This window comes from Pseudoxanthomonas suwonensis (genome assembly GCF_000972865.1).
Classification (GTDB): Bacteria; Pseudomonadota; Gammaproteobacteria; order Xanthomonadales; family Xanthomonadaceae; genus Pseudoxanthomonas; species Pseudoxanthomonas suwonensis_B.
The window spans coordinates 37,727-49,682 of sequence record NZ_CP011144.1; the positions used below are offsets into that span (position 1 = coordinate 37,727).

7 protein-coding genes are annotated in these 11,956 nt (G+C 70.3%); 1 reads left to right on the forward strand and 6 read right to left on the reverse strand.

Annotation, left to right across the window (positions count from 1 at the left end; genetic code table 11):
• Positions 1 to 181 precede the first annotated feature (181 nt).
• Positions 182 to 742 (reverse strand): oligoribonuclease, encoded by a 561-nt coding sequence (gene orn, locus WQ53_RS00150; RefSeq protein ID WP_052629452.1) that lies wholly within the window; start codon positions 740 to 742, stop codon positions 182 to 184.
• Between the two features lie 83 nt (positions 743 to 825).
• Here orn and WQ53_RS00155 point away from each other — a divergent pair, with 83 nt between their 5' ends.
• Positions 826 to 1,290 (forward strand): DUF2721 domain-containing protein, encoded by a 465-nt coding sequence (locus WQ53_RS00155; protein ID WP_052629454.1) that lies wholly within the window; start codon positions 826 to 828, stop codon positions 1,288 to 1,290.
• Between the two features lie 250 nt (positions 1,291 to 1,540).
• Here the strand turns inward: WQ53_RS00155 and tadA are convergent, their stop codons facing one another.
• The 5 genes from tadA to guaB form a co-directional block, all read right to left on the reverse strand.
• Positions 1,541 to 2,059 (reverse strand): tRNA adenosine(34) deaminase TadA, encoded by a 519-nt coding sequence (tadA, locus tag WQ53_RS00160; protein ID WP_052633781.1) that lies wholly within the window; start codon positions 2,057 to 2,059, stop codon positions 1,541 to 1,543.
• 20 nt (positions 2,060 to 2,079) lie between these two features.
• Positions 2,080 to 3,066 carry an aldo/keto reductase gene (locus WQ53_RS00165; protein WP_052629456.1) on the reverse strand — a complete coding sequence of 329 codons (987 nt, stop codon included), beginning with the start codon at positions 3,064 to 3,066 and terminating at the stop codon, positions 2,080 to 2,082.
• 14 nt (positions 3,067 to 3,080) lie between these two features.
• The gene (locus WQ53_RS17165) at positions 3,081 to 8,489 is read right to left on the reverse strand and encodes a response regulator (RefSeq protein WP_052629458.1); all 5,409 of its coding nucleotides are present in this window, start codon (positions 8,487 to 8,489) and stop codon (positions 3,081 to 3,083) included.
• Positions 8,490 to 8,621: 132 nt separating this feature from the next.
• A complete protein-coding gene (gene guaA, locus WQ53_RS00175; RefSeq protein WP_052629460.1) occupies positions 8,622 to 10,205 on the reverse strand; it encodes a glutamine-hydrolyzing GMP synthase in 1,584 nt (527 codons plus the stop codon).
• Positions 10,206 to 10,404: 199 nt separating this feature from the next.
• Positions 10,405 to 11,865 carry an IMP dehydrogenase gene (guaB, locus tag WQ53_RS00180; RefSeq protein ID WP_052633784.1) on the reverse strand — a complete coding sequence of 487 codons (1,461 nt, stop codon included), beginning with the start codon at positions 11,863 to 11,865 and terminating at the stop codon, positions 10,405 to 10,407.
• Between the last annotated feature and the right edge of the window lie 91 nt (positions 11,866 to 11,956).

Sequence of the window (11,956 nt, forward strand, 5' to 3'; positions counted from 1 at the left end):
TGGGGGCCCAGTGACTTCAGGCTTCTAGCGGCGAGCGGTCGAGAGCGAGAGTCGCTGGGTCCCCGCCTACGCGGGGACGACGGTGCTTCTTGTTATTTCGAGTGCGGCAAATAGGCTGGCCCGACAGCACCGCCACCGGAACGCGGCAACGCGCCTGCGCTGCCTCAGCTGATAGCGCGCCCTACTCCGCCGCCAGCTTCGCCAGGTGCCGGCGGTAGTGCCGCAGCTCCTCGATAGAGTCGTGCACGTCGCTCAGCGCGGTGTGCGCCGACTGCTTGCGCACGCCCGCCAGCACGTCCGGCGCCCAGCGCCGCGCCAGTTCCTTGAGCGTGCTCACGTCCAGATTGCGGTAGTGGAAGTACTGCTCCAGCCGCGGCATCAGCCGGTGCAGGAAGCGGCGGTCCTGGCAGATCGAGTTGCCGCACATCGGCGAGGCCTTGGCCGGCACCCACTGGCTGAGGAACGCGACCGTGCGCGCCTCGGCCTGGGCCAGGGTCACGTCGCTGTCGACCACCCGCTGCCACAGCCCGGACTTGCGGTGCTGGTTGCGGTTCCACTCGTCCATAGCCTCCAGCGCCGACAGCGGATGGGCGATCGCCAGTTCCGGGCCCTCGGCCAACACCTGCAGCTGCGAGTCGGTCACCACCGTGGCGATTTCCAGGATCGAGTCGTTGCCGGTATCCAGCCCGGTCATCTCCAGGTCGATCCAGACCAGGCGGTCCTGTCCTGCTGCAATGGCCATGCGTCCTCGCTCGTCGGCTCGTGCGCGCTTGCCAGCCGCGCGCGGGCTGGCATGATAACGCAGCCCCCCGCATCGGCCGCCCCATGGACTCCTCGAACACCCACGCCGTGCTCGCCGCGATGCTGGCGCCGGCCTTCTTCCTGACCGCCACCGCCTCGCTGCTGCTGTCGGCCAACAACCGCCTGGCCCGCATCATCGACCGCGCCCGCACCCTGCTGCGCGAACTGGGCGGGATCGAGGACGATGTCGAGCGGGCGCTGTACGAGCGCCGCGTCGCCCTGCAGCGCCTGCGCAGCCTGACCATCCTGCGCGCCGGCCAGCTGCTGTACGTCGCGATCAGCTGCTTCGTCGGCACCAGCCTGGCGGTGGCCGTCGACACCTTCACCGGGCACAGGCTCGGCTCTCTGCCGATCTGGCTGGCCGCGATCGGCGTGCTGGCCATGTTCGCAGCCAGCATCCTGCTGGCGCGCGAATCGACCTTGGCGGTCACGGCGATCAACGAGGAGATGGATCACCGTCCGTTGCAGCGCAGGACCGGCGGCAGCTGACCCGTCGCCTTGCCCCGGCCATGCGGGCTAGCCGAGTCTGACTACCCTCTCGTCCCGGCGCGCTTTTCACAGACGAATGTCTGGTCTCCCGGGACCCAGTGCCTTTCGGGCACCGGGCAGAGCTTCAGGCGAAAAGCCAAATCGCTGGGTCCTGGTGCGCCGGGACGACGGAATCTCGGACGGATGCAGCATTTCGTGCTTTGCTCCCCTGCCAGCGGCCGATAGAGCAGCCAGCAGGCGCAGCCGCGCCCTACAGCGGCGGCTTGCCGCGCTTGGCGCGGAAGTAGTTGCTCAGCCGGCGTCCGGCCTCCTCGCCCAGCACACCGCCGCGCACTTCCACGCGGTGGTTGTGCCGCGGGTCGGCCAGCAAGTCGAACACGCTGCCGCAGGCCCCGGTCTTGGGATCGGCGGCGCCGTAAACCAGCCGCGCCACCCGCGCATGGACCAGCGCCATGGCGCACATCGCGCAGGGCTCCAGGGTGACGTACAGCGTGCTGCCGACCAGGCGATGGTTGCCCAGCGTCCGTCCGGCCTCGCGCATGGCCATGATCTCGGCGTGTGCGCTGGGATCGTGGTCGGCGATGTTGCGGTTCCAGCCCTCGCCCAGCAGTCGCCCGTCGGCACCGACCAGCACCGCGCCGACCGGGATCTCGTCGAACGCCTGCTCGGCGTGGTCGGCCAGGGCGAAGGCATGGCGCATCCAGCGTTCATCGGCCGCCACGTCCGGCGGGCCCAGGCCGCTGTCGTCGTTGGAAGCAATGTCGCTCATGCGGTCGCGGCGTCCGTCGCTCACCAGCGCTGGTGCACGTGCGGCCGGATGTCGGCCTCGTAGACCCGGGCCACCGCGTCCATGGTCGCCTGCGGCAGCGCCGGCAGCGCCGCCGCGGCGATGTTGCCTAGCGCTTGGGCCACGTTGCGCGCGCCCGGGATGACCACCGTCACCGCCTCGTCCATCAGGATCCAGCGCAGCGCCAGCTGCGCCAGCGTCGCCCCCTCCGGCACCAGCGGCCGCAGCTTCTCCACCGCGGCCAGGCCCACCTCGTACGGCACCCCGGAGAAGGTCTCGCCCACGTCGAAGGCCTCGCCGTGGCGGTTGAACTGGCGATGGTCGTCGGCCGCGAACTTCGTGTCGCGGCCAAACTTGCCGCTGAGCAGGCCGCTGGCCAGCGGCACCCGCGCGATCACCGCCACCTCGCGGCGCTTGGCCTCGCGGAAGAACAACTCGGCCGGCCGCAGCCGGAACATGTTGTAGATGATCTGCACGCTGGCCACGCCCGGGTATTCGATCGCCTTCAGCGCTTCCTCGACGCGTTCGACGCTGACGCCGTAGTTGCGCAGCTTGCCGCGCTCGACCAGCCGCTCCATCCGCTCGAACAGTTCCGGGTGGTAGTAGGCGTCGGTCGGCGGGCAGTGCAGCTGGACCAGGTCCAGGCAGTCCGTCTCAAGGTTGCGCAGGCTGCGATCGATCCAGCCTTCGAGATTGTCCGCGCTGTAGCCCTCGACCGTCTGCTGCGGCAGGCGGCGCCCGGCCTTGGTCGCCACGAACGGCCGTTGGCCACCGCGCTCCTTCAGCACGCGCGCGATCAGACGCTCGGAGTGGCCGTCGCCGTAGACGTCGGCCGTGTCGATGAAATCCAGGCCCGCATCCAAAGCCGCATGCAGGGCGGCAACGGACTCGGTGTCGTCCACCTCGCCCCAGGCCGCCCCGATCGCCCAGGCACCGAAGCCGATCTCGCCAACCCTGCGGCCGGTACGGCCGAAAACCCGCGCTTGCATGATTCCGTTGCTCCTCAGTCCTGTCCGTCGGTCCGCTGCCGGACCGCAGCCAGGCAGGTTACCAGCGCGGCGCGGTCGTAGGGCTTGCGCAGCACCACCGCGCCCGGGAATTGGTCGCGGTCCAGCCTACCCTCGTCGCCGGTGGCGAAGACCAGGCCCAGCCCGGGGTACGCGGCACGCACCTGGCGGGCCAGTTCGATACCCGATGCGCCCGGCAGCTCCACGTCGGTCAACAGCAGGTCGACGCGGTGGCGATCCAGGATCGCCGCCGCCTCGAGGGCATCGCCCGCCTCGAGCACCTCGTGGCCCAGCAGCTGCAGGATCTCCGCCGAGCACATGCGGATCAGCGCATCGTCCTCCACCAGCAGGACGGTGCGCCGGTCGGCGCCCGCAGGTACGGCGGCCGCGGCCGGACTGGCCGGCGCCCCTGCCGGCGCCCCTGCCGCCGGCGCGCGCGCGGACGCCGCCGTGGCGGCCGCGGCCTGCTGCCGGTTGGCGAGCACATGGCGGATCTTGCGCGCCAGGCTTTCGCGCGTGTACGGCTTGGGCAGCAGGCTGACACCCTCGTCCAGGCGCCCGCCGTGCACGATCGCGTTCTCGGTGTAGCCGGAGGTGAACAGCACGGCGATGCCGGGGATGCGCTCCCGCGCCTTGCGCGCCAGCTCCGGGCTGCGCATCGTGCCCGGCATGACCACGTCGGTGAACAGCAGGTCGATCGGCAGGCCGCTCTCGACGATGGCCAGGCCGCTGGCCGCATCGCCGGCGCGCAGTACGCGGTAGCCCAGGTCGGAGAGCATCTCCACCGCGGTCGCCCGCACCTCCTCGTCATCCTCGACCACCAGTATGGTCTCGCTGCCGCCCACCGCCGGCTGCTGGTCCATCGGGACCAGCAGGTCCTCGTTCTCGTTGGCGCGCGGCAGGTACAGCTTGATGGTCGTGCCCTGCCCCACTTCCGAATAGATCTTCACGTGGCCGTCGGACTGCCGCGCGAAGCCGTACACCATCGACAGGCCCAGGCCGGTGCCCTTGCCCTCCGGCTTGGTGGTGAAGAACGGCTCGAACACCTTGTCGAGGATGTGCTGCGGGATCCCGCAGCCGGTGTCGGTGACCGCCAGCATCACGTACTGGCCCGCGCGCACGTCGGCGTGCAGCCTGACGTAGTTGTCGTCGAGGAAGGCGTTGCCCACCTCGATGGTCAGCCTGCCGCGGCCGCCCATCGCGTCGCGGGCGTTGATCGCCAGGTTCAGCAGCGCGTTCTCCACCTGGCCCGGATCGGCCAGCGTGTTCCACAGGCCGCCGGAGATGGTGGTCTCGATCTCGATCTCCTCGCCCAGCGCCCGGCGCAGCATGTCGTCCAGGCCACGCACGAAGCGGCCGACGTTGATCACCTTCGGCTCCAGCGGCTGGCGCCGGCCGAACGCCAGCAGCTGCGCGGCCAGCCGCGACCCGCGCGACACGCCGGCCAGTGCGTTCTGCACGCGCTGCTCGGCGCGGGGGTTGCCCGCGGTGTCCTTGGAAAGCAGCTGCAGGTTGCCGGAGATCACCTGCAGCAGGTTGTTGAAGTCGTGGGCGATGCCGCCGGTCAGCTGGCCGATCGATTCCATCTTCTGCGCCTGCTGCAGTGCCGCCTCGGCCTGGCGGCGCACGCCGATCTCCTCGGCCACGCGGCTTTCCAGGTGCTCGTTGAGCAGCTGCAGCGCCTCCTCCACCGCGCGCCGGCGCTCGATCTCGCGCTGCGCGTCCTGGTACAGCCGCGCGTTGTCGATCGCCACCGCCGCCTGCGCCGCGATGCCTTCGACCAGCCGGCAGTGGCGGTCGCCGAAGCGGCCGGGCAGCTCGTGGCCGAAGAACAGTCCACCGAGAACCTGGCCGGACCGCGACACCACCGGCACCGCGAGGTAGCTCCGCACCGGCAGGTGGCCCTCCGGCATGCCGCGGTACGGCGCGTTGCGCCCATAGCGGGGATCGAGGGTGATGTCGTCCGAACACAGCGTGCCCTGCCCGGTGAAGGTAGGGGCGAACACGCCGGTGTTGCGCGGCATCGGGAAGTTCGCGAACGCCGAGCGATCCACCCCGGAAAGGGTGTAGAGCGTATAGCTCTCGCCGGCCGAGTCGGTGACGTTGTAGAAGAACGCGCCGAAGCGCGCGCCGGTCAGCTCCACGCCCGCGTCGGTCACCCGCTGGACCAGGCGCTCCAGGTCGAGCTCCGCGACCAGCGCCGAACCGGTGCGGTTCAGCGTCTCCAGCACGCGGGTCTCGTCGCTCAGTGCCTCCTGGACCTGCCGGCGCTCGATTACCAGCAACAGGGTCTGGCCGACCAGTTCGACCAGCTCGATGTCGCGCGCGCTCGGCGTGCACGGCTGCGGATGGTAGACGGCGACCACGCCCAGCACCTCGTCGCGCCCGGACAGCACCGGGATCGACCAACAGGCACCCAGGCCGTGCTCGACGGCGAGCGCGCGCAGGCCGGTCCAGGACGGATCGGTGGCGATGTCGCAGGCATGCACCGGCGCCTTGCGGAAGGCCGCGCTGCCGCAGGAGCCGGCGCCATCGGCGATGGCCGTGCCGTCTATCGCCTCGCGGAACGCGGCCGGCAAGCCTGGCGCCGCGCCTTCGCGCAGCTGCCCGCGCAGGGTGTCGGCGAGCATGATCGACACCGCGGCACCGGGCGCGAGATGCTCCTCGACCAGCCGCGCGATCGTGGCCAGGATGTCGGCGAACGCGCCCTCGCGGATCGCCAGTTCGAGCATGCGGTTCTGCACGCCGCGCAGGGCTTCCTGCCACTTGCGCTCGTCGATGTCCAGGACCGAGCCGACATAGCCGGCGAAGCCGCCGGCCGGGTCGAAGCGCGGCGCGGCCGCGTCGATCACCCAGCGGTAGCCGCCATCCTGGTGGCGCAGGCGGTAGTCGATGCGGAACGCCTCCTGCGCAGCGTTGGCCTCGCGGAACACCCGGCCCGCTTCGGCGCGGTCCTGCGGATGCACCGCCTCCAGCCAGCCGAAGCCCAGGCTCGCCTCCCGCTCCTGGCCCGTGAACTCGTACCAGGAGCGGTTGAGGTAGTGGCAGTAGCCTTCGGCATCGGTGACCCACATCATCACCGGTGCATGGTCGGCCATGTTGCGGAAGCGGTCTTCGCTCTCGCGCAGCGCCGCGGTGGCCTCGCGCCGCAGCCGGGCCATGGCCAGGTGCGACTCCACCCGGGCCACCAGTTCGCGCGCCGAGAACGGCTTGATCAGGTAGTCGTCGGCGCCGGCGTCCAGGCCTTCCACCTGGGCCTCCTCGCCCGAGCGCGCCGAGAGCAGGATCACCGGAATGTCGCGCAGCGCGCCGTCGCCGCGGATCGCGCGCAGCAGGCCGAAGCCGTCCAGCCGCGGCATCATCACGTCGCTGATCACCAGGTCTGGACGGGCGCGGCGGATCGCCTCCAGCGCGGCTTCGCCGTCGCCGACCACCTCCACCTCGCAGCCGCGCTCGCCCAGCACGCGCGCGATGTACATGCGCAGGTCGGCGTTGTCGTCGGCCAGCAGGATGCGCCCGCCTTCCGCCCTGCCGCCGCCGGCCGGCAGCATGTCCGGACCGGTGCCCGGCGGTTGCGCCTCCGGCAGCCAGCGCATCGCCTCCTCGACGAACGAGCGCGCACGTACGCCGCCCACTGCCTCCTCTGCGATCGCTTCCCCGTCCGGGTCTGCGTCCTCCTGCACGCCCGTGGCGGGCAGGTGGGCGGTTCCCAGAGGCAGTTCGACGATGAAGCGCGAGCCACGCCCCTCTTCGCTCTCCACCCGGATCTGCCCGCCATGCTGCCCGACCAGTTCGGCCACCAGCGCCAGGCCGATGCCGCTGCCCTCATGGGAACGGCCCTGCGCGCCCTGCACCCGGTGGAAGCGCTCGAACAGGCGCGGCTGCTCCTGGGTGGGAATGCCGATGCCCGTGTCGCTGACGGTCAGCCGCGCCCTGCCATCGACGGCTTCCAGGGTCACTCCGATGGCGCCCTCGAAGGTGAACTTGAAGGCGTTGGACAGTAGGTTGAGGACGATCTTTTCCCACTGGCTGCGGTCCACGTGGACCGGCTCGCGCAGGCCGGCCACGTCGACGTCCAGCGCCAACCCGGCGCGCTGCGTGGCTTCCTTGAACGACGACGCCAGTTCCGCGGTCAACGCGCCCAGGTCGGTCGGCCGGAACACGGCGTTCATGCGTCCGGCTTCCACCCGCGAGAAGTCCAGCAGCGTGTTGACCAGGCGCAGCAGGCGCAACGAGTTGCGGTGCGCGAGGTCGACCCGTTCGCGATGCTGCCCGTCCAGCCGCGCCGTATCGGCCAGCAGGTCCTCGAGCGGGCCCAGCATCAGCGTCAGCGGCGTGCGGAACTCGTGGCTGATGTTGGTGAAGAACAGGGTCTTGGCCGCGTCCAGCGCGGCCAGCGCCTCGGCCCGGCGGCGTTCCTCCTCGTAGGCTTCGGCATTGGCCAGCGCGGTGGAGATCTGCCCGGCCACCAGCGAGAGGAAGCCACGGTAGGACTCGTCGAACAGGCGGTGGGGGTTGAGTCCCACCACCAGCGCGCCGGCGCGGCCGGCCTCGCCCGAGGCCAGGATCGGGAACACCACCGCGCGCGACGGCAGCGGCTGGCCCGGATCGGACGCGAACGCACCGGAAAAGCGCGCCTGCAGGTCCGCCACCTGCTGCGGCGCATGCGCCTCGAGCGCCTGGGCCACCGGCCAGGACGCGTCGCCGGCGGCGAGCAGTTCCGGCGCGGCCGGATGCCCGCGCCCGAGTCCGCTGCGGGCGACCAGGCGGTAACCGTCCTGGCCGTCCGCCAGATAGAGCAGCGCGAACGGGAGGTCGCGCGGGTTGGTCGCCAGCGCCTGCGCGCAGCGCTCGCAGGCCTCGCTCTGGTCGCGTGCGTTGGCGGTCCGCGCCGCCAGTTCCTTGAGCAGGGTGATCTGGCGCTCGCCGATCACCCGCCGGGTGTCGTCTGTGTTCGCGCAGATGATGCCGCCGGCGCCGCCGTCGTCGTTCGGGATCGGACTGTAGGAGAAGGTGTAGTAGGTCTCCTCGGGATAGCCGTTGCGCTCCATGATCAGGAGCTGCTCCTCGACGTAGGTGCCTTCGTCGCCCTTCATCGCGGTGGCCAGCATCGGGCCGATCTCCGGCCAGATTTCCTGCCACACCTCGCGGGTCGGCCGACCCAGCGCCCGGGGATGCTTGCCGCCGATGATCGACTTGTACGGGTCGTTGTAGAGGTAGAGCAGGTCCTCGCCCCAGCCGATCCAGATGGGCTGGCGCGAGGTGAGCATGATCCGCACCGCGGTCTTCAGGCTCTGCGGCCAGTCCTCGGGCGTGCCGAGCGGCGTGGCGGCCCAATCGTACCCGCGCATCAGCGCACCCAGCTCACCACCGCCCGCCAGGAACGCGATCTTCTCCGGGCTCATCCGCCCCTCCCCTGCCCCTCGTGCCGAGGCGCCGATCGTGGCACAGCGCGCCGTCAACCGTCGTGACGACGCGGTGAGGACGGGATGGGATTCAGTCGGTGGTCACCGGTCCGAACGGCCGTGGCGCCGGGCTCATTCCCACTCGATCGTCGCCGGCGGCTTGCCGCTGATGTCGTAGACCACGCGCGAGACGCCGCGCAGCTCGTTGATGATGCGATTGGACACCCGGCCGAGGAACTCGTACGGCAGGTGCGCCCAGTGCGCGGTCATGAAGTCGATGGTTTCGACCGCCCTCAAGGCAATCACCCACTCGTAGGCGCGGGCGTCGCCGACCACGCCGACCGACTTGACCGGCAGGAATACGGCGAAGGCCTGGCTGGTCTTGTCGTACAGGTCGGCCTTGCGCAGTTCATCGATGAAGATCGCGTCGGCCCTGGCCAGCAGTTCGGCGTACTCGGGCTTGACCTCGCCGAGGATGCGCACGCCCAGGCCCGGGCCCGGGAACGGGTGGCGGTAGACCATCTCGCGCGGCAGGCCCAGTTCCACGCCCAACCGGCGCACCTCGTCCTTGAACAGCTCGCGCAGCGGCTCGACCAGTCCCAGCTTCATGTGCTCGGGCAGGCCGCCAACGTTGTGGTGGCTCTTGATGACGTGGGCCTTGCCGGTCTTGCTGCCGGCCGACTCGATCACGTCCGGGTAGATCGTGCCTTGGGCCAGCCACTTGGCGTTCTTCAGCTTGCCCGACTCTTCCTCGAAGATCTCCACGAACAGGTTGCCGATGACCTTGCGCTTGGCCTCCGGGTCGGCGATGCCTTCCAGCGCCTTGAAGTAGCGCTCGCGGGCATCGACCCGGATCACCTTGATGCCCAGGCCATGAGTGTCGGACGCGCCAGCGAAGGTGGCCATGACCTGGTCGCCTTCCTGCCAGCGCAGCAGGCCGGTGTCGACGAACACGCAGGTCAGCTGGTCGCCGATGGCCTGGTGCAGCAACGCGGCCACCACCGAGGAATCGACGCCGCCGGACAGGCCGAGGACGACTTCGTCGGTGCCGACCAGGTCGCGCACGCGCGCGACCTGGTCTTCGATGATGTTGGCCGCGGTCCACAGGGTCCGGCAGCCGCAGATGTCGACCACGAAGCGGCGCAGCAGCGCCTGGCCCTGCTTGGTGTGGGTGACTTCGGGATGGAACTGCACGCCGTACCAGCGGCGGGCGTCGTCGGCGAAGGCCGCGACCGGGATGCGGTCGGTCCTGGCGGTGGTGGTGAAGCCCGGCGGGGCGACCGCGACGTGGTCGCCGTGGCTCATCCACACGTCCAGCCGCGGCGGCGAGCCCGGATGGTCCTTCAGCCCCTCGAACAGGCGGTCGGCCGCCACCAGCGAGACCTCGGCATGGCCGAACTCGCGCTGGTCGGCCGCCTCGGTGGCGCCGCCCAGCTGCACGGCCATGGTCTGCATGCCGTAGCAGATGCCCAGCAGCGGCAGGCCCGAGTCGAACACCTGCTGTGGCGCGCGCGGCGAGCCTTCCTCGGTGGTGGATTCGGGGCCGCCGGAAAGGATGATGCCCTTCGGCGCGAACGCGGCGATTTCGGCTGGGTCGTGGTCCCAGGCCCAGATCTCGCAGTAGACGCCGAGCTCGCGGATGCGGCGGGCGATCAGCTGGGTGTACTGCGCGCCGAAGTCGAGGATGAGGATCTTGTCGCTGTGGATGTCGGTCATCGGCGGTGTCTGATGCGAAGGGATGTCGCTAATTGATGGCTCGAATGCAACGGCGTTGCGGCTGATGGGGCGCATCCGGCCCGGCGCAGCGCGCCGGGCGCTCTGCCGGGGTGCGAGGCAATGCCTCGCAAACACCCCGTCTTCGCCCATGGCCGGGCGTTCGGCAGGCCGCGCGGCAGTGCCGCGCAAGCGGCCTGCCTCAGCCCATCCGGTAGTTCGGCGGTTCCTTGGTGATCTGCACGTCGTGGACGTGGCTCTCGCGCTGGCCGGCGCCGGTGATCACCACGAACTTGGGCTTGCTGCGCATCTCTTCGATGCTCGCGCACCCGACGTAGCCCATGGTGGCGCGCAGGCCGCCGACGAGCTGGTGGATCACCCCCGAGAGCGGGCCGCGAACCGGGACCCGGCCCTCGATGCCTTCCGGCACCAGCTTGTCGGCGTCGGAGGCGTCCTGGAAATAGCGGTCCTTGGACCCCTTCTCCATCGCACCCAGCGAGCCCATGCCGCGATAGCTCTTGTAGCTGCGGCCCTGGAACAGTTCGATCTCGCCGGGCGATTCCTCGGTACCGGCGAACAGGCCGCCGATCATCACCGTGGACGCGCCCGCCGCGATCGCCTTGCCGATGTCGCCCGAGTAGCGGATGCCGCCGTCGGCGATCAGCGGGATGCGGTCCTGCAGCGCCTCGGCGACCAGGTCGATGGCGGTGATCTGCGGCACGCCCACGCCGGCGACCACGCGCGTGGTGCAGATCGAACCCGGGCCCACGCCGACCTTGACCGCGTCGGCGCCGGCGTCGTACAGCGCCAGCGCGGCCTCGCCGGTGACGATGTTGCCGCCGATCACCTGCACCTGCGGGAAGTTCTTCTTGACCCAGGCCACGCGGTCGACCACCGCCTGCGAGTGGCCGTGCGCGGTGTCGACCACGACCACGTCCACGCCGGCGGCCACCAGCGCCTCGACCCGCTGCTCGGTGTCGCCGCCCACCCCGACCGCCGCGCCGACCAGCAGCCGCGAGGCGCTGTCCTTGGCGGCGTTGGGGTTGTCGGTCTTCTTCTGGATGTCCTTGACCGTGATCAGGCCGCGCAGGGCGTAGTCGCCGTTGACCACCAGCACCTTCTCGATGCGGTGCCGATGCAGCAGCTTGAGCACTTCCTCGTCGCTGGCATCCTCGCCCACCGTGACCAGCCGGTCTTTCTTGGTCATGATGTGGCGGACCGGGTCGTCCAGCTCGGTCTCGAAGCGCATGTCGCGGCGGGTCACGATACCGGTGAGCTGGCCGGCATCATCGACCACCGGCACGCCGGAGATGTTGCGGGCGCGGGTCAGCTCGAGTACTTCGCGGATGGTGGTGTCGGGCCGGACCGTGATCGGATCGCGGATCACCCCGGACTCGAACTTCTTGACCCTGGCCACCTCGGCCGCCTGCTGCTCGGCGGTCAGGTTCTTGTGCAGGATGCCGATGCCGCCCAGTTGCGCCATGGCCACGGCCAGGCGGGCCTCGGTGACCGTGTCCATCGCCGCCGACACGATCGGCAGGTTGATGCGCAGGTCACGGGTGAACCGCGTGGCCAGGGACACGTCTTTGGGCAGCACGGTGGAATGGGCGGGGACGAGCGAGACGTCGTCGTAGGTGAGCGCTTCGGCCTGGATGCGCAGCATCGGCATACCCGGAGTAGGGGAAGCGCGCCATTATAGACCGTAACCGCCCTCCGCTGCCGCCGTGGGGGCGGTACGCAGCGTCCCGGATCGG